Source organism: Deinococcus radiodurans R1 = ATCC 13939 = DSM 20539 (assembly GCF_000008565.1).
GTDB classification, from domain to species: domain Bacteria; phylum Deinococcota; class Deinococci; order Deinococcales; family Deinococcaceae; genus Deinococcus; species Deinococcus radiodurans.
On sequence record NC_001263.1, the window covers coordinates 1179284 to 1198991 of the forward strand.

Here is a 19708-nt window from a genome sequence, read left to right on the forward strand (position 1 = left end):
GGCTCAGCCCTCGGCCAGACTCAGGGCCCCCTGCACGAGTTCCGCCAGCCGGGGGTCACGGCCCAGCAGCCCGGCAAGCTCGCCGAGTTGCCCGAGGGCCTGGAACTTGCTCACCAGCGTGGCGACGTAGAGTTGCAGCCACTCCGGCCCGGCGCTGTCGGCCAGCCAGGTAAACGCCCGATAGGCTTCTTCCGCATCGGCAGCGCGGGCGGCGAGCCCCACCACGGCGGCATAACGCACGCTCGGCTCGTCGGGCAGCTTGAGCCCCGCGCCCGCGCCGCTCAGGACCGTACCGAGGTCGGGGAGTTGCTCGAACAGCCGCACGAACGCCGCAAACTCGGCTCCCGCTGCTTCCCCAATGGCCGAAGAAGCGTCGAGCCCGGCGCGGTGCAGTTGCGCGGCCATCTCCCACGAGCGCGGGCTGGGCCAGGCGGGCTGCTGCGGGTCGAGGCGCCACAGCAACTCCGGGCGGAAGGTCAGGAAGGCGATGACATGCTCGTGCAGACCTTTTGCCAGCGCATACGAGCGCCACGAGTCGAAGTCGGGCCGCACGGTGAGGTGCAGGAAACGGTTGGCGAGCGGCGCGGGCATGTCGAACACGCTGGCGCGGTCTTCCTTGCGGTTGCCGGCGGCCCACACGAACCAGCCGTCCGGCAGTTCGTAGCTGCCCACCCGGCGGTCGAGGATGAGTTGCTGCGCCATCCCCTGCATGGTGGGCGGCGCCATATTCACCTCGTCCAGAAAGAGGATGCCCGCGCCCGCACGCGGCAAGAATTCGGGCGGATACCAGCGGCTCACGCCACTGCCCTGAGCGTCGGCTTCGGGCACCGGCAGGCCGCGCAGGTCGGTGGGGGCGAGCTGCGAGAGCCGCACGTCTACGAAGTCGAGGTCGTGTTGCCGCGCCACCTGCGCCACCACGCTGCTTTTGCCCACGCCGGGCGGGCCCCAGATCATGGTGGCGATCTGAAGATTCTGGCGCACGAGCGCCGCAAGGTAAGTTTGGAGTTCTTGGGGAGTCAGGGTCATGAAGGTACCTCGTGAGAAGAAGCGGCGGGCAGCTGCCGAACAGCAACAGGCCGCTCAACTGCCAAGCATAGGGCGTCCGGCCCGTTCGTTCAGGAAGCCGAGCAACCAAAGAAAACCAAAAAAAGCGGCCCCTCCTCTGGAAGGACCGCTTTCTGGACCGCGCTGAACTCAGTTCTTGCGGGTGTTGGTGTTGCCCGTCATGCCGGTGTTGCCCGCCGTACCAGCATTGTTCGTGGTGCTGCCGGTCTGGCCGCCCTGCTTGCCCGCTTCGGCGTCGGTGCGCAGGTCGAAAGCCCAGCTCTTGGCCTTGGCGTCCACGTCGGTCTTGGCGTCCTGAGCGCTTTGCTTCACGTTCTGAGCGACGTCCTGGGCTTTGTCTTTGGCCTGATCGGCGGCCCGACTGGCGTCGGCCTTGACGTCCTGAACCTTGTCCTTGGCGTCGGAGGCGGCCTGCTGGGCGCCTTGCTTCACATTCTGGGCGACGTCCTGAGCTTTGTCCTTGGCCTGGTCAGCGGCCTTGCTGGCGTCAGCCTTCACATCCTGAACCTTGTCCTTGACGTTGGCGGCGGCCTGCTGGGCCCCGGCTTGCACGTTCTGGGCGACATCCTGAGCTTTGTCTTTGGCCTGGTCGGCAGCCTTGCTGACATCAGCCTTCACGTCCTGGGCTTTGTCCTTCGCCTGGTCAGCGAGGTCGGCAGCTTCGCGCTTGACGTTCTGGCCCACGTTCTGACCGGCGTCCTTGGCGGTGTCGGCCACTTCCTTGCCCGCGTCCTTGATTTCGGCGGTCGCGCCCGCCACGGCGCTCTTCACTTCGCCCGCCACGTCCTGCGCTTTGTCGGCGATGACACTTCCGGCGTTCTGAGCGGCGTCCTTGGTCTTTTCCCAGCCCTTGGTCACGCTGCTGCCCACGTCCTGCGCGGCGTCTTTCAGGCCAAGTTCGGCCAGCTTGGCGTCGAGCGCCTTGCGGTTTTGCTCGCGGCTCAGGTAGTAGGCGCCGGCCCCGACGAGGGCACCGAGCAGCAACAGACGCTTAACCGGAAAGTGATGTTCATCGCGTTCAAACATGTCAGGAGCCTACGCTGCGGCTCTCATGAAAGGATGAGGCCAGATTAGGGAAGGCTTTGGGCTCCCGCCGTTTCGTGCGCGGGCCGCTCCGGGCGCCCGGCCCCTACACTGTGACTGTGAATGTGTCCGCCCCCGACCCGTCCGCCTCTGTCCCTGCCCGGAGCGGCTCCGGTCCCCGCCGCGCTTTTTTGTTCGCTGACCCGGCGGCGCACTCGCTCTCGCCCCGGATGCACCGCGCCGCGTTCGCCTGGGCGGGACTGAACGGCACCTACGACGCCGAGCGGGTGCCCGCTCCCGAGTTGCCGACGGCGATGGCCCGGCTGCGGGCGCCGGACGTACTCGGCGCCAACCTCAGCCTGCCGCACAAGGAAGCCGCGCTGCCGCTGCTCGACGGGCTGTCGGACGCGGCCCGCGCCATCGGGGCCGTGAACACCGTGATTCACCGCGCTGGGCAACTTTATGGTGACAACACCGACGCGCCGGGGCTGTTGCAGGCCCTCGCAGGCAGCGGGCTGACTGGGCGGCTGGGCGCCGCAGACCGGGTGGTCGTTCTCGGGGCCGGCGGCGCGGCGCGGGCGGCGGTGTACGCCGGGGCGGTGATTCTGGGCCGCGAGGTCTGGGTGGTCAACCGCACCCCGGCGCGGGCGCGGGCGCTCGCTGCGGGGTGGCAGGGTGGAGGAGAGGTCCGCGCTGCCGGGCCCGGTGAGGTGCCGTGGGGGCAGGTCGGCCTCGTCATCAACAGCAGCAGCGCCGGGCTGGACAACCCCGAAGAAACGCCGCTTCCCGGCTTCGACTTCGGACAGCTGCCGGCCCACGCCGGGGTGTACGACATGGTGTACAAGCCGCGCCGAACCCGATTGATGCGCGACGCCGAGGCCGCCGGGCTGCCTGCTGAAAACGGCCTGGGGATGCTGGCGCAGCAGGCCCGGCTGGCGTTTACCGCCTGGACCGGGGTAGACGTGCCGGTTTCGGTCTTTCTGGCCGCGCTGGAAGCTCCGGCTACAGGGCGTGGCGCAGGCGACGCCGCCCGTACTGAGGCCACACGGTGAGCGGGTTCAACCGTCGCCAGGAGAGCCGGGCGCGTTTGCGAGCGCACTTTCTGCCCTGGGCGCACTGGCTGCCGGTCCTGATTCTGGGCGTGATTCTGCTGTCGTCGCTCACGGCGGCGGGTCTGGTGTCCCGGCTCACGCACGAGCAGCAGCAGGCCCGCTTTGCCCGTGAGATCACCGCGCACACCTCGGCGCTGCGGGGGCGCATCAACGACTTCGGCAAGCTGCTCGTCGCCACCCGCGCCTTCTGGCTGTCGCAGGCGGACCCGCCGACGCCGTCGCGCTTCCGGTCTTTCAGCGCCGGGCTCGACCTCGGTGAGCGCTACTCAGACGTGCAGGCGCTGGGCTTCGTGCGCTGGAGTGAAACGCGCCTGACCCCGCCGCGCCTCTCGCCGAGCAGCCTCTCGCCCCTGCGCCCCGACGTCCCTGATGGCGGCATCGCGATTTTTCCGTTGCAGACGAAGCAGCCCTACCGCGCCCCGATTCAGTTCATCGCGCCGCCGAATGCCGTGAACCTGCGGGCGCTGGGGTTCGACATGTACTCCGAGCCGCTGCGCCGCGCCGCGATGGATTCCGGGCGCCTGAGCAGCGAAATGCACGCCACCTACCCGCTGCATCTCGTGCAGGGCGGGGTCAACGGCACGCCCCAGAGCGGCTTTTTGCTGTTCATGCCGGTGTGGCGGGCCGCCGACGGGAGCGCCGCCCAGCCGGGGCAGGGCCAGTTGCTCGGGTTCGTGTACCTGGCGATTCGCTCGGCAGAGTTCGTGCAGTCGCTCGACGAGAGCTATGGTCATGACCGGCCCACCTCGCGCATCCTGCTTGCCGGGCGCCCGCTGCTGGGGGAGGAGGGGCTGAGTCCGGCAGCTCCGGGGCTGGTCGCGCAGCCGCCGCTGCAACTCGCCGGGCAGACCTGGCAGGTGTCCTACGCGCCGCCTGCGACCTTCGCCAGCGAGCCGCTCAACTGGCTCTCGCCGCTGCTCGCGCTGCTGGGGCTGGTGGCGTCGGGGGGCGCGTTTCTCATCAGCCGCGCACAGGTCGTCGCCCGCGAAAGTGCCGAGGCCGCCAACCGTGAACTCAGCGAACTCGAACGCCGGCAGCAGCAGGCCCGCGCCGAATTCGAGGCGATTTTTCACGCGATGCAGGACGCGGCGGCCTTCACCGACGACCAGGGCCGGGTGCGGCTGGTCAACCGCGCCATGGCCGAGCAGTTCCGCACGCCGGCCAACGAGCTGGTGGGCCACCCCCTGACCATGCTGCATGTGGACCGCCGCCTGGACGACCGCGCCAGCTTTCAGTCCATCACCACGCCCTATCAGCGCAGCGACGGCTCCCGCTTTTACGGCGAAGCGCAGCGCAACGAGGTGCTCGGCCCGCAAAACCGGCTGCTCGGCCACCTCGAAGTGGTGCGCGACGTGTCCGAGCGGGTCGCTGCCGATCAAGCCCTGCGCGACGAGGAGCGGCGCTCGCGGGCGATTCTCGACACCATTCCGCACATGCTGTGGGTGAGCGGTCCGCAGGGCGAAATCACCTACGTCAACACCCAGCACCGCGAGCAGCTCGGTGAGCTGGGTGTTCGCAGCCGACTCGACCCGGCGGACGTGCCCGCCTACGACCTGATGTGGCATGAGGCTTATATCCACCTCAGCACGGCCCGTAGCACGGTGCAGATTCGGGTCGGCCCCGACGGCGAGGAGCGGCGCTGGTTCGAGGTGAGGGTGGCGCCGCTGCTGGACGAAGACGGACAGGCCCGCGAGTGGGTGGCGAGTGCCACCGATATTCATGACCGCCTGCTCGCCGAGCGCGACGCCCAGACGAACGAGGCGCGCTACCGGGGCGTGGTCGAGGGGATGCCGCAGATCGTGTGGCTCGCCGATCCGCAGGGGCAGGCCACCTATTTCAACCGCCGCTGGGAAGAGTACGTGGGGCCGCAGGCCGGCACCGACCTGATCGCCGCGCTGCACCCCGACGACCGCGAGGACTACCGCCTGCGCTGGGCCCAGGCCATCAGCAGCGGGCGACCCTTCGAGGCCGAGCACCGCCTGCGCAACGAGCTGGGCGAGTACCGCACCTTCGTGACGCGTGGCTTGCCGATTCGCGGGAGCCAGGGCGAAGTTCTCGAATGGGTCGGCACCACCACCGACGTGGACGACAGCGTGTACGCCGAGAACGCCGCCCGACTGCTCGCCGACGTGACCGAGGCGCTGGTGGTCCGTGCCGGTGACCCGCTGGCGCAGCGCCGCGAACGCTACGAGGCGGTCCTTGAACTCGTCATGTCGCGGCTGATGGAAGCGGGCACGATCTGGACGCTGGCACGTCCGGGCGAGGAGCCGTCGCCAGACGGAGTGGAACTCACCGAACTCGCCTCCTGCGCAAGCAACCCCGACTGGCGGCTGCCGCACATCGTGCAGACGGTCCGCGTGCTCGCCCAGCGGGTGGCCCAAACGCGCGAACCCGAATACGTGCTGACCCACCCGCTGCTGCACGCGGTCGAGGTGTCGGGCGGCGTGTTGCAGCCGCTCGTCGGCATGGACGGCACGGTCCACGGCGTACTGGGGCTGGCGCACCGGCACCCGCTGCATGACCGTGACCACGAACTCATTTTCGAAATCGCCTCGCGCCTGACCACCGCGCTGGAAAACGACACGCTGCGTGAACAGGCCACCGATGCCCAGCACGAGCTGAGGCAGCTCAACCAATCACTCGAAGAGCGGGTGCAGCGCCGCACCCTCGAACTCGAAGAAGCCAACCGCGAACTCGAAGCGTTCAGTTACTCGGTCAGCCACGACCTGCGCACGCCGCTGCGGCACATCGTGGGTTTTGGCGACCTGCTGCGCAAAGACAGCGCCGAGGCCCTGAGCCCCAAGAGCCAGCGCTACCTCGGCGTGATTACCGACGCCGCCGGGCGCATGAGCGGCCTGATCGACTCGCTGTTGGAGTTCTCGCGCATGGGCCGCCAGCCGCTGCGGCTGGTGCCGGTGGACCTCACCGAACTGGTGGAGCGGGTGTGGCAAAACCTCGAACCCGACCGCCAGGGCCGCGAGGTGCGGCTCACGCTGCGTCCGCTGCCGCAGGTGCCCGGCGACCCGGCGCTGCTCGAACTCGTCTTCCAGAACCTGCTCTCCAACGCCCTGAAATACAGCCGCACCCGCGAGGTTGCGCAGGTCACGGTGGCCGCGAGCGAGGACGGCGGCGCGGCGCGCATCACCGTGACCGACAACGGCGTGGGCTTCGATCCCAAATACACCGATAAACTGTTCGGCGTGTTTCAACGTTTACATCGTGCCGAAGAATTCGACGGCATCGGCATCGGCCTCGCCAACGTGCGCCGCATCGTGACCCGTCACGGCGGTCAGGTCAGCGGTTCCTCGGTTCCCGGCGAGGGCGCGACCTTCACCGTCGTGCTGCCGCTGCGCCAGGAGCAGGAATCGTGAGCCTGCCGGTCTCAGCGGCGAACCTGCCCGCAGCGGACCTGGGCGCGGCGCCAGCGCCCGGCACGGCGGTGCCCTGCGGATTTTGCATCTGGAAGACAGCGAACTCGACCACGAGCTCGTCAGCATGGCGCTTGAAGGCGACCTGGGCCGTGACCTTACCATTCAGCGGGTCGAGGACGAGGAAGGCTTCCTGACCGCCCTGCGCGAGTCGCCGCCGCACATCGTCCTGAGCGACTTCGCGCTGCCGGGCTACGACGGCCTGAGCGCCTTTCATGCCGCGCACCAGCTCGAACCCAACCTGCCCTTCATCATCGTGACCGGGGCGATGGGCGAGGAAGTGGCGGTGGACACGCTGCGCCAGGGCGTGACCGATTACATCCTCAAGGCGCGCCTCGAACGGCTGGCCCCCGCTGTGAACCGCGCGCTGGCCGAGGCCGACGCCCGGCTCTCGCGCGAGCGGGCCGAGCAGGAGGTGCGCGCCCTGAACGCCAGCCTGCAATTGCGCCTGGAGGAAGTCGAGCGGCTGCGCGGCACCACCGAGCGCCAGAACCAGCGGTTGGAGGTGCAGGCGCGGCAACTCGAAGAAGCGCTCAACCTGCAAAAGACCTTCCTGGCCGAAACCAGCCACGAACTGCGGACGCCGCTGACCGCCCTGCTCGGCTACCTGCGCCGCGCCGAGCGTGAGGCGGGCGGCTCGCAGGTGCTGCAAGACGCGCAGCGCGTCGCCGAGAACATGACCCGGCTCGTCAACGACCTGCTGCAACTCTCACGCGGTGAACTCGTCCAGAGCATCGAGATGCACTTCGTCAATCTCGGCAACGTGCTGCGGCAGGTCGGACGCGACTACGGCGTGGAGGCCGACGCGGCCGACTGCGAAATCGTGGGCGACCCCGGGCGCCTGACCCAGGTCTTTGCCAACCTCGTCAGCAACGGCATTCGCGTGAGCGGCGGCCCCGACAAGGTGCAGCTCGTCCTCAACTTGCGTCCCGGTGAGGCCGAAGTGCTGGTCGTGGACCATGGCCCTGGCGTTCCCGACGACATCAAGCCGCGCATTTTCGACAAGTTCTACCGGGGCAAGGAAGCCGGTTCAGCCGGTCTGGGCCTCACCATCGCGCAGCAGGTGGTCACCGCCCACGCCGGGGCCATCGACGTGCTCGACACCCCTGGCGGCGGCGCCACCTTCCGCGTGCGTTTGCCACTGCCTGACGACGAGGGGGACGAGGATTTCGCCTAAGTTCTGACTCGTCCTAGTCTGTCTAGAGAAAAAAAGACGGAGCCCGCTCAATGAAGTGGGCTCCGTCTCAACTGTTTTGACTGCAAGTTTTACTTGGCCTTCATCACCGCGTCGTCAGGGTCAAGGTCGACGCCGTGGCGCTTGGCCGCTGCCTTGATTTTGCTGGCGGCTCCGGCGCGGTCTTTGTCGCTGGTGAAATGGGTCTGGTCGAAGCGGGCAGCAGCGTTGCGGACGTGCTCTTCGTCGTGGATGGGCAGGTGACGGCCACCGTGCGCGTCGATGTAGGCGAAGTCGTGGTCGGACAGGTCGTCGCGCTTTTTCTCGCTGAGTTCAGCCATGGGAAACCTCCGCGCGCGCAGCCTACGCCCGAGCTGGGAGCGCTGTCTTTGAGGTCTTCTGAAGAGTCGGGGCTGGGACGCGTGCGGTTCAGACGTGCCCGGCGCCGGGGCGGGCAGCGGGCGCGTATGCTCGCGGCATGAGCACAAAAAAAACACTGAACGTGACCTGGCTCGGTGAACAGCGCTACCTCGGCGTCAGCGAGAGCGGGCACCAGCTTTTGATCGACAACAGCCCCGTCAAGGTGGGCGTTTCGCCGATGGAAGCGCTGCTCGGCGCCCTGGCGACCTGCACCGCCTACGATGTGGTGGAGATCATGAAAAAGCGCCGCACGCCGCTGGCGAGCTACCGCATTGAGGTCGAGGGCGAGCGCGCCGACACCGACCCCAAGCGCTACACCCGCATCACCGTGCGCCACATCGCGGCGGGCGAGGGTGTGACCGCCGAGGCGCTGAGCAAGGCCGCGCACCTCAGCCACGAAAAATACTGCTCGGTGGCGGCCAGCCTCAACAGCGAAATCGTGGTCGAGGCCGAGCTGGCTGGCGAGCCCGCCGCCTCGTGACCGGGGACGCCGCTGGAACGCCGCCCGTGCGCTACCGGGTCTTCGCGCCGCGTGGGGTGGACGGCGGCAAGGAGGTCAGCGTCTTCGCGGACGCGGCGGGCGACCTGCAAGCGCGGGCGGCGCAGGCGGACACGCCGCTGAGCGTGTTCGTCGAGTCGGCTGGCCTGGAAGGCGTGCGGCTGCGGACCTTCACCCCACAGCGCGAAAAGGGCGAAAGCGACTCGGCGAGCGTGGCGGCGCTGAGTTGGTTGCAATCTCAGGGCCAGCTCGCGGACTTTGCCGAGGTGCAGGCGGGGGAGAGCAGCACGCCCGCGCAACTGTGCGGCGGCGAGTGGTTGCTCGCGCAGGGCACACCGCAGGTTTCACCGTGTTCGCTGGAACTGGATGACATTGCCGGGCGGCTGGGCCTGCCTCTCGCTACGGCCCATCTGGCGAGTACCGGACGCCCCAACCTGGTCGCGGAGGTGCCGGACCTCGCGGCCCTGATGGACTATGTGCCCGCCGCCGCGCCCATCACGGCGAGTGGAGAGGCGACGGGCAGCAGCGGGCTGGTGCTCTACACGCTTGCCGCGCCTGCCGAAGGGCCGCAACGCCGCGCCGACGTGAGTTTCCGCGCCTTCGGGCCACTGCGGGGCTTTCTGGAAGACGCCGCGAGCAGCAACATGGCGGCCAACCTCGTGGCAGTGCTCGGCGAGCGCGGGCTGTGGCCCCAAGACAGCAACGTCCTCCGGGCCGCGCAGTGTCAGCCGGGGCGACCGGCGCTGCTCACCGCTCAGTTCTCGGCGCCCGGCGAGGCCGTGTGGGTGGGGGGCCGCGCCGAGCGCCTGAACTGATTGCCGTTCTGAGGTTTACTTTGGCTTTAGAGCTGAAGCTTCTGGCGTTTTAGGCTTGCCGACTCCTGCCTGCCCCACAGAGTTGAATCAGACAGGCTGGCTATGCTGCCCGTTGATGAAAAGGCGGCCTGCCCTGCGCGCCCGGCGACCCTCGCGGCTGCGGGGTCGGCGGCGCTGGGGCACCGTGGTTCTCACTGCCCTGGCGGTGCTGGGCAACGGACGGTCTCAGGCACAGGGGCCACGCGGCTTTCCCTTCGGTCTGGGGCCTGTTCTCCCGGCACGGCCCCTGTTCGCTCCGCCGTGCGCCGCGCCGCAGAGTCGGCTGCAACGGGCGGTGTGGGAGGCCACGGCGGCGGGCGGCACCGGGACCGACCTGAGCTGCGCCAACGCCTTTGTCGATTTGCCGCGCACGCCGCGTGGGCCAGGCCTCACCCACGACGCCTTCGACGACCTCGCCGCGCAGATTCGCGCCGCCCACAGCGAGGTGCTCGTCGCCAATATGCAGTGGGACTTTGGCCTGGGTCTGCCCGGCAGCACGGTGGTCGCGGGTGTGGCTGACCTGTATGCCCGCGTCAAAGCTGACCCGGCGGCCTACCCCCAGGGCATGGCGGTGCGCTTTTCGCTCGGTGGCTATCCCGACCTCGTCCGCACGGTGGACGGGGCCACGCAGGCGCTCTCGCTCGCCCGTGATCTGCGGCTGCGTGGGGTGCCGCTGGACGACCCGGCGCTCGGCTGGCGCGTCAGCATTCTGAACTATCCGTACTTCCCGCACAGCCACGTCAAACTGCACGTGATTGACGGCCAGGACCTGACGGTGGGCAGCTACAACATGAGCTGGACCCAGCTGCCCCGCGCGGAAGGCGGCAACTCGCAGCACGACACGGGCCTGCACCTGCGCGGGCCGGTGGCGCAGGCGGGCGTAGCGGCGTTCGATGACCTGTGGCGGCACTCGCAGCAGCTTCATTGCCCGCCGGAGGTCTTGCCAGTGGAGGTGTTTGACCGCTGCTCCCTGGGCCAGGCCGAGCCGCCGAGTCACCCGCTTGCCGCGCGGTTGGCACTTCCGGCGGGGCAAGCGCGGGCCTACCTGCTCTACCGCCGCCCCGGCGACGACCAGGGGGACCGGGCGCACCTCGCCCTGATCGGCGCGGCGCAGCGCAGCATCGAGCTGATGCAGGTGGACTTCAGCCCCGAGCCGGCCTGCTGGGGAGCCCAGGCAGGTCCAGACGGCTGCGGCGCTGACAGCCCCGGCTTCCCGGTCTACTTGCGGGCACTCCTCAGTGCTATGGAACGCGGCGTGCACGTGCGCGTGCTGCTGATGCCCAACAGCGCCGGCATCGAGCGACCTGGCAACCGCGCCGGCGTGGCGTTGCTGCGGGCCGAGGCGCGGCGGCGCGGGCTGGAACACCTCTTCGAGGCCCGCTACGTCACCTACACCATGCACGACAAGACCGTCACTTTCGACCACGAACTGGCGCTGGTCGGCAGCATGAATTTCCACTTCAGCGCCTGGGGCCCGCTGGGGCTGAACGAGGCCGCCCTCGTCACCGACGACCCGCAGGCCGTTGCCGAGCAGGACGCCACCTTCGAGCGCGTCTGGCAGTCGGACACCCTCAGCCGCCCGGTGCCGCAGGAATGGTGGTTGAAGTTTGTCCGGGTGAACCGGGATGCCTCATCTGCCGTCAGTCTTCCTTCTCTACACTGACGCCATGAGAACACCTTCTGCGCTGCTGTCTTTGGCCGCCGTGGGCCTGCTCGCCTCCTGCGCTCCGGCGGTGACGGGGCCCCAACTCGGGCGCATCGTGAGTGGCAGCACCGGTGAGGAAGGCACCGTGTCCATCGTGCGCGGCACCCTGCGCCCTATAGTCGCCGACCCCTTCGCGCCCGACAACGTGACCATCGAAATCGGCGGGCAAACCTACAAGGGCCGCACGCAGATCGTGGGCCGCCCCGCCACGGCTTTGCCCGCCGGCTGGGGCCTGAGCGTGGGCGTCGGCGGTAGCACCCGCCCCGGGGACAGCGGCCAGGCGGCGCTCGGCTGGGACACCCGCCTCGACAGCCCGCGTCCTGCGGAGGTCAGCTACAGCGGCAACCTGATCGCCCGCACGAACGGCGCCCGGGTCCGCACCCTGACCTGCACCCTCACCGTGGACGCCCGCGAGCGCGGCTTCGGCGAATGCACGGGCGAGAACGGCACGAAGTACGCTTTGCAATTCTGAAACTTGAAACGCGAACGCCTCCGCGCCGTAACAGGTGCGGAGGCGTTTTTTCTCCGTTTTAAGGTTTGATCTCGCCCTCATCGCCTTTTTGCCAGTAAGCGATGCGCGTCGCTTCCACCCGAATCATGCAGATGCCCGGCGTTTCCAGCCCCTGCTCGAACCACTGGTCTAGGTCAGGCGTCCAGTGCGGCTGCATGGTGGGGCGGTGCTCGGTGACGGTGGCGTGGCCCTCGACAGCCACGAACAGCCCACCTTTGCCCTGAAAGCCGAGGCTCACTTTGGCGTCCTTTTCGATGTCGTGTACGGTGCGCGAGTCCTTCCAGGTGAAAAAGTACGAATTGCCGTCGTACTCGACCTCGCCGTTGTTGCTCATGGGCCGCTGCGCGATGTGTCCGTAGGCGGTGTGAGTGGCGAACAGGCACAGGTCAATGCCGCGCATGTCGCGGGCCAGGTCTTTCAGGGTTTTCGACATGGCCTCAGCCTGCGGGAAAAGGCCGGGGCGCGGGTGGCCGTTGACTCAAGCCGGCTTGGGAATCCCGCTGGAAGGGCCGGGGCTGCCCAGTCCGCCTCTGGTCGCTGCCGCCTCCGCGTGCTTTCCTCTGAAGCATGACCTCTGTCATTCGCCCCGCTGTCATTCGCCTGGCCACGCCCGCCGACCTGCCCGGCATTCTGGAGATCTACAACGACGCCGTGCTGAACACGACGGCCAGTTATGACCTCGAACCCGCGACCCTGCAAAGCCGGGAGGAGTGGTTCGCGGCGCGGCAGCGGGCCGGGTTCCCGGTGTTCGTGGCGCAGGGGGAGGGCGGCACGGTGCTGGGCTTTGCCAGTTACGGCACCTTCCGCGAAAAGCCCGGCTACAACGGCACCGTCGAGCACAGTGTCTATATCCGCGACGGTCAACGCGGCGCCGGTCTGGGGCTGGCGCTGATGGAGCGGCTGATTGCGGAGGCCCGGGCCCAGCACCTCCACGTCATGCTCGGCAGCGTGGACGCCGACAATGCCGGCAGCATCGCCTTTCACGAGCGGCTGGGCTTTCGTCAGGTGGCCCATTTTCATCAGGTGGGGCGCAAGTTTGGCCGCTGGCTGGACATGGTGTTCGTGGAACTGCTGCTGGACGAGGAGAGCTAAAACGGCGTAAGTTTCGCGACTTAGACAGACCTAACCGAGCGGGAAGAAAAGCCATAAAGTCGCAAGAACAACTGGCCTAGACTCGCCCCATGCAAGAACTGCTGACCGTCATGCGCCGTCTGCGTGGGCCAGGGGGCTGCCCCTGGGACCAGGAACAGACCCACGAATCGCTGCGCCCTTACCTGCTCGAAGAAGCCGCCGAGGCTGCCGACGCCGTGGCCCAGGGCCCGCAAGCCCTCGCCGACGAACTTGGGGACGTGCTGCTGCAAGTCGCCTTTCATTCGGTGATTGCCGAGGGAGAAGGTACTTTCTCCTATCCCGAAGTCGAGCGCGGCATTGTAGAAAAGCTGATTCGCCGTCATCCCCACGTCTTCGGGAAAACGCAGGTGAGCGGCAGCGAGGAAGTCGTGAGCAACTGGCAGGCGATCAAGGCCGCCGAACGGGGCGGTCAACCCCGCAGCGCCGCCGACCGGGTGCCCGCCGCGCTGGGGGCACTGGCACGCGAGGCCAAGACGCAGAAGCTCGCCGGCAGGGCCAAGACAGGCCGCGCCGAGCTTACCGCCGCTCTAAATGCTGCCCCCGACAGCGAAAGCGGTGTGGCTGAGGTCCTTGCCGCCGCCGTCGCCTGGGCCAGAAGCCTGGGCGTGGACCCCGAGATTGCTCTGCGGGCGCACACCGCCCAGACGCTCGCCACGCTGCCGGACGAGACGGCATGACAGCGCCCCACGACCCCCTCGACGATATTCAGGCCGATCCCTGGGCGCTGTGGCTCTCGGGGCGCACTCGCACCGCGCTCGAACTGCCGCACTACCGCCGGGCCGCCGTGCTTGTCGCGCTGACCCGCGAGGCCGACCCCCGCGTCCTGCTTACGGTGCGCTCAAGTGAGTTGCCGACCCACAAGGGCCAGATTGCCTTTCCGGGCGGCAGCCTCGACGCGGGGGAGACGCCCACCCAGGCCGCCCTGCGCGAAGCTCAGGAAGAAGTCGCCCTTGACCCCGCCGCCGTGACCCTGCTCGGTGAACTCGATGACGTGTTCACGCCGGTGGGCTTTCACGTGACGCCGGTCCTGGGCCGCATCGCCCCTGAAGCGCTCGACACATTGCGGGTCACGCCAGAGGTGGCGCAGATCATCACCCCGACCCTGGCCGAACTGCGGGCCGTGCCGCTGGTGCGCGAGCGCCGCACTCTGCCCGACGGAACCGAGGTGCCGCTCTACCGCTATCCCTGGCGCGGCCTCGACATCTGGGGCATGACGGCGCGGGTGCTGCACGACCTGCTGGAGCAGGGGCCGGGCTGACCTTCCCAGACCACAAAAATCCCCTCCCACGACGGGGAGGGGGTTTTGACGTTCAGCGGGGCTCAGCGAACGGGGGTGATGTTGACCTGGGCGTTCTGGGTCACGTTGTAGGTGTTGATGAAGGTGCGGTAGCCGGGGGCGATGATCACGACTTCGTGGCCGCCACGAGTCACGTTGAGGGCCAGGCTGCCGTTCTGGATGGTGCCGGCTTCCACGCCGTCCACGAACACACGGGCGCCGCTCACGCTGCTGCGCAGAACGAAGCTGTAGTTGTTGGTGTTCACCACGGGCGCCGGGGTGGGCACGGGGGTGTTGGTGCGGTTGAACTCCACGTTCAGGTTGGTGGTGGTGTTGGCACGCACGGTGATGGTCGTGGTGTAGTCGGCAAAGCCGGGGGCCTTGACGCGCACGGGGTAGCTGCCGGGGGCGATGCCGCTGTAGGTGGTGTTGGCGGCGCCCAGGGTGCGACCGTTGATGATCACGGTGCTGCCGGGAACGTTGGTGCCCACGAACAGGCTGCCGGTGGTCACGGGAGCGCGGGACGCCACGCTGAAGAACGCGGTGTCACTCACCCAGCTGTTCTGGGGAATGGGATTGACCACGATGCTCAGGGCCTGGGCAAGCTGGTCCTGGCCGCGGGTGGCGGCGGTGGCGAACTGGTCCTGGGTGGTCTTGAACGAGGTGATCTGGTCGAGGTTCAGCGGCTCAAGGCTGGCGAGCGCGAGCACCTTGTTCAGGCCCACAGGGCCACCCACGTTGAACACGAAGTTGTCGCCCTGCGAGGGGAAAGTCACGGTGGTGTTCGCCTTGACGAAGTTGCCGCCGCTGTTGCTCAGGCGGTTGGGCAGAATCTGGGTCACTTCGCCGGTGCTGTCGAGGTTGAACAGGTACACGTAGGCGTCGCGGTTGACGCTGGTGCTGATGCGGATCGGCTCACCGTCGAGGTACACGGGGTTGGCGCTGCCGGTGGTGTCCTTGTCCACGCGCACGCTGACGCTCAGGTCAGGTTGAGTGGGGTTCACGATAATGCTCTGGGCGCTAATTTTAGGGGCGGCGAAAGCAGTGCTGGCCAGCAGGGCCACCGGAATCATCAGAAACTTTTTCATGTCGTCCTCCGGAGAAAAGACTAAGCGGGCAAAGGTGACGGGCCATGAGCGAAACAGGCTGGAACATTAATAGTGATTCAGCCCACCGTCAGGAAGGTGACGTTCCTCGTCAGCTTCAGCTTTGGACCTTTGATCTAGAGCAGTTCTCCGAATTACGCGTGCGTCGGAACAGCACCGCCACCCGCTCCATTCTCCGTCCTGCTCCATGTTTTGTACTCGCTCCGCTCGCCAAAAAGCTGTGCCATCTTTTTGTCAAATGCTCTAAGCGCGATTGAAGCTGTTGCCGTTGCGACTGGGCGAGGTTTTTCTTAAGGCCGTACCGGCATTCGCCCGGTCTTATGCACTCAATTGCAGTCAGGGCGCGGCTTACACTGCGGGTCCGATGTTCGATTTCCTGTCTGCCCTGAGTACCCCTGAAGCCCTGGTGGGCGTGCTGAGCCTGACGCTGCTGGAGCTGGTGCTCGGGATCGACAACATCATCTTCATCACCCTGCTCGCTTCCCGCTTGCCCCGGCAGCAGCAGGCATTGGGGCGCACGCTGGGGCTGGGGCTGGCGGTGATTACCCGTTTGGCCCTGCTTGCCAGCGTGACCTGGCTGACGCACCTGACGCAGCCGGTGCTGACGCTGTTTGGCCACGGCCTGAGCATCCGCGACCTGGTGTTGCTTGCCGGGGGCCTTTTTCTGATGTTCAAGAGCGTGCGCGAGCTGAGCACCATGGCCGCCGACCCACTCGGCACCGACCCCGCCAGCAACCAGCCGATCTCACTCGCCTCGGCGCTGATTCAGATTCCGCTGATTGATCTGGTGTTCAGCCTCGACAGCGTGATCACGGCAGTCGGTATGAGCGGCAGCTTTCCGGTGATGGCGACGGCGGTGGTGCTGTCCATGCTCGTCATGATCGCGGCGAGTGGCGCCATCAGCCGCTTCATGGACGAGCACCTGCCGGTCAAGCTGCTGGCGACGGCTTTCCTGCTGCTGGTGGGCTCCTCGCTGGTCATGGGTGCTTTCGGGGTGGAGGTGCCGAGCGTGTACCTGTACTTCACCCTGCTTTTCGCCGGGCTGGTCATGCTCTTTACCGTCCGCGCCGCCCGCAACATCCGCAGCACGTTGGTCGAGCAGGCCCGCGCCCAGGCCCGCGAGGACCTGCGCCGGGAGATGGAGGAGCAGGACCTGCTGAAGTAAGGGCACAAGGGAAGGCGCCGCAAAGTCAATTGACTTTGCGGCGCCTCTCTTGTGCGGGTTTATTTCTGCTCGGGATTCTGCGCCGTCGGGGAAATCACCGTCTGACTGTGCTCGACTGTCGTTTCATTGCCAGGCTCACTTTCCGGGTGCTCCAGCACGGCGGCGAGGTCGAGGTCGCCTTCTTCCAGTTGACGCTGCAACTCCTCGTCGCGGGCGGCCTGCAACTGACCGTCAATCGCCTCGCGCTGCTCTTCTTCGCGATCGAGCTGCTCCTCCACCTTGCCGCTGATCAGCGCCATCGCCACCGCGTCGGGGATGTCGGGGGCGTCTTGCAGGTAGAACTCCTGGTAGATCGCCTTGATGATGATCAGAAAGGGCACCGTCAGGAAGGCGCCCACGATGCCGAAGACGCTGCCGAACAGCAACACGCCCACCGTGACCGACAGCGGGTGCAATTTGCCCGCGCCGCCGAGCAGAAACGGCCCCAGCACGAAGCCCGACACCTGCTGAAACACCAGCACGAAAAGGGCGACGTACAGGCCCTTTTGTGGGTCGTCGGCAGCGGCAAACAGAACCGACGGAATGGTCGCCACGATGGGGCCGATGTTGGGCACCAGCTCACCGAGTGCGGCCAGGATGCCGAAAATCAGCCAGTTGTCTACCTTGAGCAGCATCAGCCCGAGCGCGGTGCAACTTCCGGTGACCAGCATGACGAGCACGGTGGCGCGGCCCCACCCGCCGAGCTGCTTGAGAATCTGCGCCAGGGCGCGGGCGGCGGGCAGACGGTGGCGTGGCGGCACCGCTCCCAGCACGCCGTTGACCAGCGGCACCGGGTTGCTGAGCACGAACACCACCATCACCAGCATAACCAGGCCCATGAACACGCCGCCCACGAAGGTGGAGACGATGTTGGGCAGCCCCTTGGCCGCGTTGGCCGCGAACGACCCAGCCTGCTGAATCAGGCGGTGGACCGACGCTTCGGTCAGCACCGAATTGATGGCCGGGTACCTGTCGATGAGGGCGTTGATCTGCGCTTCGAGCTCCGGGATGCTCGTCGGCAGGCTGCTCGTCAGTTTGCTGCCCTGCGAAACCAGCGGCGGCACGGCGACCAGCCCCAATAGCACCAGCGCTAGGACCACCAGCAGCACGGTCAGGGCGCCAGCGGCGGGGCGCGGCATCCAGCGTTCCAGCCAACGGGCCACCGGATTGAGCGCCGTGGCGAGGATGAGCGCGAGGGTAATGGCGAGCAGCGCCGCGCCCACCTGCCCGAAAAAACTCAGTGCCAGCAGAATGGCAATGATGCCCGCCGCGACGGGCAAAAGGTTGATGACCTGCACGTTTTCCGGCTTGCGCGACGGCGGCGAGGAGACGGGAGACCAGCGGTGTTTTGTCATGCGGCCCTCATGATGACGAGTTCTGGCTGACGTGGCCTTTAAGGAGAGGCGGGGGTGTCTTCCTGCCTCTTCTCACTGTTCCTCAGCGAGTAAAACCCCTTTTCTGCTACTCTAGGGGCAACCAAACAAGCGTTTGTTTTGCTGCTCGCCCCTAGAGGTGTACCCCATGCCCATGAAGACGAAAAACGAGTGGATGCAAAGCGTCTACCAGCCCGCCACCCAGAAGTTCCCCGAGCGCAAGTACAACTTCAAGAACCTGTCCGACATGGACCCCGAGCCGATCTATACGGCAGACGACCTGACAGACTGGGACGCCGAGCGCGACCTCGGCTACCCCGGCGAGTTTCCATATACGCGCGGCGTGCAGAGCAGCGTCTACCGCGGCAAGCTGTGGACCATGCGCATGTTCGCGGGCTTCGRCAGCGCCGAGCAGACCAACGAGCGCTTTCATTCGCTGCTGAAGGCAGGGCAGACGGGCCTCTCCACCGCCTTCGACCTGCCCACCCTGATGGGCTACGACTCCGACCACCCCTTCAGCAAGGGGGAGGTCGGCAAGTGCGGTGTGGCGGTGTCCTCGCTGGCCGACATGGAGATTCTGTTCCAGGGCATCGACCCCACGGCGGTCACCACGTCCATGACCATCAACAGCCCTGCCAACGCGGTCTGGGCCATGTACATCGCCAACGCGCAGAAGCAGGGCAAGGACCTCGGGAAAGTCGGCGGCACCATCCAGAACGACATTCTCAAGGAATTCATCGCGCAAAAAGAGTTCATCTACCCGCCCGCGCCAAGCGTGAAACTGGTCATCGACACTTTCGAGTGGGGCCCGAAAATGCTGCCCAAGTGGAACTTCATCTCGGTGTCGGGCTACCACATCCGCGAGGCGGGGGCGACCGGCGTGCAGGAACTCGCCTTTACGCTCGCCGACGGCTTCCACTACGTCGAAAAGGCGCTGGAACGCGGGCTGGACATCGACGAGTTCGCGCCGCGCATCTCGTTTTTCTGGGACATTCACAACGACTTTTTTGAGGAAATCGCCAAGCTGCGCGCCGCCCGCCGCATCTGGGCGCGGCAGATGCGTGACCGTTACGGCGCGAAAAACCCCAAGAGCTGGATGCTGCGCACCCACTCGCAGACCGCCGGGGTGTCACTGCCCGCGCAGCAGCCGCTGAACAACATCGCCCGTGTGGCGATTCAGGCGCTCGCCGCCGTGCTGGGCGGGACGCAGAGCCTCCACACCGACGCGTTTGACGAGGCGCTGGCCCTGCCCACCGAGGAAAGTGCCGCGATTGCCCTGCGCACCCAGCAGATCATCGCCTACGAAACCGGCGTGGCGGGCGTGGTCGATCCGTTGGCGGGCAGCTACTACGTCGAGAAGCTGACGAACGACATCGAAGCCGCCGCGATGGGCTACATCGAGCAGATTCGCATGATGGGCGGCGTGGAAGCGGGCATCGACAACGGCTTTTTCCAGCTCGAAATGGCCGAGGCCGCCTACCGCTACCAACGCGAGGTCGAGACCAAGGACCGCATCATCGTGGGCGTCAACGAGTACGTGCAGGACGCGGTGGAAGTGCCCATCCAGATTATCGATCCCAAAGTCGAAGAGTTGCAGGCGAGCCGACTCGCCCAGGTGCGGCGCGAACGCGACCCGCAGCGCGCTGAGAAAGCCTTGGAAGCCCTGCGCGACACCGCCGTGACGGGCGCCAACTCCATGCCCGCTTTCCTCGAATGCGCCCACGCCTACTGCACCCTGGGCGAGCAGATGGACACGCTCAAGGCCGTCTACGGCGAATATACCGAACCCGTGATGGTGTAAGCAGGGCGCGGAAGTGCGCTCACGGG

At 67.1% G+C, this 19708-nt stretch carries 19 protein-coding genes; 13 read left to right on the forward strand and 6 right to left on the reverse strand.

Annotated features, from left to right (window positions below; translation table 11 throughout):
• Positions 1 to 3: 3 nt before the first annotated feature.
• Positions 4 to 1026 (reverse strand): ATP-binding protein, encoded by a 1023-nt coding sequence (locus tag DR_RS06055; RefSeq protein WP_010887814.1) that lies wholly within the window; start codon positions 1024 to 1026, stop codon positions 4 to 6.
• Positions 1027 to 1194: 168 nt separating this feature from the next.
• Complete coding sequence (locus DR_RS06060) at positions 1195 to 2091, reverse strand: hypothetical protein (RefSeq protein WP_010887815.1); 897 nt, start codon at positions 2089 to 2091, stop codon at positions 1195 to 1197.
• 116 nt (positions 2092 to 2207) lie between these two features.
• Between DR_RS06060 and DR_RS06065 the strand changes: the two genes are divergently transcribed.
• The 3 genes from DR_RS06065 (at position 2208) to DR_RS06075 (ending at position 7805) form a co-directional block, all read left to right on the forward strand.
• Positions 2208 to 3140 carry a shikimate dehydrogenase family protein gene (locus DR_RS06065; protein WP_051618788.1) on the forward strand — a complete coding sequence of 311 codons (933 nt, stop codon included), beginning with the start codon at positions 2208 to 2210 and terminating at the stop codon, positions 3138 to 3140.
• On the forward strand, positions 3137 to 6571 hold the full coding sequence (locus tag DR_RS06070) for a PAS domain S-box protein (RefSeq protein ID WP_027479605.1): 3435 nt from the start codon (positions 3137 to 3139) through the stop codon (positions 6569 to 6571). The genes DR_RS06065 and DR_RS06070 overlap by 4 nt, the downstream gene beginning before the upstream one ends.
• 82 nt (positions 6572 to 6653) lie before the next feature.
• Positions 6654 to 7805: a hybrid sensor histidine kinase/response regulator gene (locus DR_RS06075; RefSeq protein WP_010887818.1), complete on the forward strand. Its 1152-nt coding sequence runs from the start codon at positions 6654 to 6656 to the stop codon at positions 7803 to 7805.
• Between the two features lie 89 nt (positions 7806 to 7894).
• Here the strand turns inward: DR_RS06075 and DR_RS06080 are convergent, their stop codons facing one another.
• The gene (locus DR_RS06080) at positions 7895 to 8143 is read right to left on the reverse strand and encodes a DUF6582 domain-containing protein (protein ID WP_010887819.1); all 249 of its coding nucleotides are present in this window, start codon (positions 8141 to 8143) and stop codon (positions 7895 to 7897) included.
• 137 nt (positions 8144 to 8280) lie between these two features.
• Between DR_RS06080 and DR_RS06085 the strand changes: the two genes are divergently transcribed.
• The 4 genes from DR_RS06085 (at position 8281) to DR_RS06100 (ending at position 11752) form a co-directional block, all read left to right on the forward strand.
• Positions 8281 to 8703, forward strand: a complete 423-nt coding sequence (locus tag DR_RS06085; protein ID WP_010887820.1) for an OsmC family protein — start codon at positions 8281 to 8283, stop codon at positions 8701 to 8703.
• Positions 8700 to 9536, forward strand: a complete 837-nt coding sequence (locus DR_RS06090) for a PhzF family phenazine biosynthesis protein (protein ID WP_010887821.1) — start codon at positions 8700 to 8702, stop codon at positions 9534 to 9536. The genes DR_RS06085 and DR_RS06090 overlap by 4 nt, the downstream gene beginning before the upstream one ends.
• Before the next feature lie 115 nt (positions 9537 to 9651).
• On the forward strand, positions 9652 to 11238 hold the full coding sequence (locus tag DR_RS06095) for a phospholipase D-like domain-containing protein (RefSeq protein WP_162177590.1): 1587 nt from the start codon (positions 9652 to 9654) through the stop codon (positions 11236 to 11238).
• Positions 11239 to 11242: 4 nt separating this feature from the next.
• Positions 11243 to 11752 carry a hypothetical protein gene (locus DR_RS06100; RefSeq protein ID WP_010887823.1) on the forward strand — a complete coding sequence of 170 codons (510 nt, stop codon included), beginning with the start codon at positions 11243 to 11245 and terminating at the stop codon, positions 11750 to 11752.
• A 58-nt stretch (positions 11753 to 11810) separates the two neighbouring features.
• Here the strand turns inward: DR_RS06100 and DR_RS06105 are convergent, their stop codons facing one another.
• The gene (locus DR_RS06105) at positions 11811 to 12224 is read right to left on the reverse strand and encodes a pyridoxamine 5'-phosphate oxidase family protein (protein WP_010887824.1); all 414 of its coding nucleotides are present in this window, start codon (positions 12222 to 12224) and stop codon (positions 11811 to 11813) included.
• Between the two features lie 134 nt (positions 12225 to 12358).
• Between DR_RS06105 and DR_RS06110 the strand changes: the two genes are divergently transcribed.
• From DR_RS06110 to DR_RS06120, 3 genes are all read left to right on the forward strand, one after another.
• Positions 12359 to 12883 carry a GNAT family N-acetyltransferase gene (locus DR_RS06110; protein ID WP_010887825.1) on the forward strand — a complete coding sequence of 175 codons (525 nt, stop codon included), beginning with the start codon at positions 12359 to 12361 and terminating at the stop codon, positions 12881 to 12883.
• 89 nt (positions 12884 to 12972) lie between these two features.
• Complete coding sequence (locus tag DR_RS06115) at positions 12973 to 13599, forward strand: MazG family protein (protein WP_010887826.1); 627 nt, start codon at positions 12973 to 12975, stop codon at positions 13597 to 13599.
• Entirely contained in the window at positions 13596 to 14180 is a 585-nt protein-coding gene (locus DR_RS06120; protein ID WP_010887827.1) for an NUDIX hydrolase, read from the forward strand. Before DR_RS06115 ends, DR_RS06120 begins: the two co-directional genes overlap by 4 nt.
• Before the next feature lie 62 nt (positions 14181 to 14242).
• On the opposite strand, the gene DR_RS06125 is transcribed toward DR_RS06120, so the two are convergent.
• The gene (locus DR_RS06125) at positions 14243 to 15286 is read right to left on the reverse strand and encodes a PEGA domain-containing protein (protein WP_010887828.1); all 1044 of its coding nucleotides are present in this window, start codon (positions 15284 to 15286) and stop codon (positions 14243 to 14245) included.
• Positions 15287 to 15330: 44 nt separating this feature from the next.
• On the opposite strand from DR_RS06125, the gene DR_RS16740 reads away from it, so the two are divergent.
• Entirely contained in the window at positions 15331 to 15561 is a 231-nt protein-coding gene (locus DR_RS16740) for a hypothetical protein (protein WP_010887829.1), read from the forward strand.
• Positions 15562 to 15668: 107 nt separating this feature from the next.
• Positions 15669 to 16469 (forward strand): TerC family protein, encoded by an 801-nt coding sequence (locus DR_RS06135; protein WP_034349577.1) that lies wholly within the window; start codon positions 15669 to 15671, stop codon positions 16467 to 16469.
• 59 nt (positions 16470 to 16528) lie between these two features.
• Here the strand turns inward: DR_RS06135 and DR_RS06140 are convergent, their stop codons facing one another.
• Positions 16529 to 17863, reverse strand: a complete 1335-nt coding sequence (locus DR_RS06140; protein ID WP_010887831.1) for an AI-2E family transporter — start codon at positions 17861 to 17863, stop codon at positions 16529 to 16531.
• Between the two features lie 172 nt (positions 17864 to 18035).
• Here DR_RS06140 and DR_RS06145 point away from each other — a divergent pair, with 172 nt between their 5' ends.
• Positions 18036 to 19682: a methylmalonyl-CoA mutase family protein gene (locus DR_RS06145; protein ID WP_164927959.1), complete on the forward strand. Its 1647-nt coding sequence runs from the start codon at positions 18036 to 18038 to the stop codon at positions 19680 to 19682.
• Positions 19683 to 19708 lie beyond the last annotated feature (26 nt).

What these genes read in the sequence shown, in the direction of transcription:
- DR_RS06055 (WP_010887814.1), bottom strand. Translation starts at nt 1,026, where the DNA reads ATGACCCTGACTCCCCAAGAACTCCAAACTTACCTTGCGGCGCTCGTG.
- DR_RS06060 (WP_010887815.1), bottom strand. Translation starts at nt 2,091, where the DNA reads ATGTTTGAACGCGATGAACATCACTTTCCGGTTAAGCGTCTGTTGCTG.
- DR_RS06080 (WP_010887819.1), bottom strand. Translation starts at nt 8,143, where the DNA reads ATGGCTGAACTCAGCGAGAAAAAGCGCGACGACCTGTCCGACCACGAC.
- DR_RS06085 (WP_010887820.1), top strand. Translation starts at nt 8,281, where the DNA reads ATGAGCACAAAAAAAACACTGAACGTGACCTGGCTCGGTGAACAGCGC.
- DR_RS06095 (WP_162177590.1), top strand. Translation starts at nt 9,652, where the DNA reads ATGAAAAGGCGGCCTGCCCTGCGCGCCCGGCGACCCTCGCGGCTGCGG.
- DR_RS06100 (WP_010887823.1), top strand. Translation starts at nt 11,243, where the DNA reads ATGAGAACACCTTCTGCGCTGCTGTCTTTGGCCGCCGTGGGCCTGCTC.
- DR_RS06105 (WP_010887824.1), bottom strand. Translation starts at nt 12,224, where the DNA reads ATGTCGAAAACCCTGAAAGACCTGGCCCGCGACATGCGCGGCATTGAC.
- DR_RS06110 (WP_010887825.1), top strand. Translation starts at nt 12,359, where the DNA reads ATGACCTCTGTCATTCGCCCCGCTGTCATTCGCCTGGCCACGCCCGCC.
- DR_RS06115 (WP_010887826.1), top strand. Translation starts at nt 12,973, where the DNA reads ATGCAAGAACTGCTGACCGTCATGCGCCGTCTGCGTGGGCCAGGGGGC.
- DR_RS06120 (WP_010887827.1), top strand. Translation starts at nt 13,596, where the DNA reads ATGACAGCGCCCCACGACCCCCTCGACGATATTCAGGCCGATCCCTGG.
- DR_RS06125 (WP_010887828.1), bottom strand. Translation starts at nt 15,286, where the DNA reads ATGAAAAAGTTTCTGATGATTCCGGTGGCCCTGCTGGCCAGCACTGCT.
- DR_RS16740 (WP_010887829.1), top strand. Translation starts at nt 15,331, where the DNA reads ATGAGCGAAACAGGCTGGAACATTAATAGTGATTCAGCCCACCGTCAG.
- DR_RS06135 (WP_034349577.1), top strand. Translation starts at nt 15,669, where the DNA reads ATGTTCGATTTCCTGTCTGCCCTGAGTACCCCTGAAGCCCTGGTGGGC.
- DR_RS06140 (WP_010887831.1), bottom strand. Translation starts at nt 17,863, where the DNA reads ATGACAAAACACCGCTGGTCTCCCGTCTCCTCGCCGCCGTCGCGCAAG.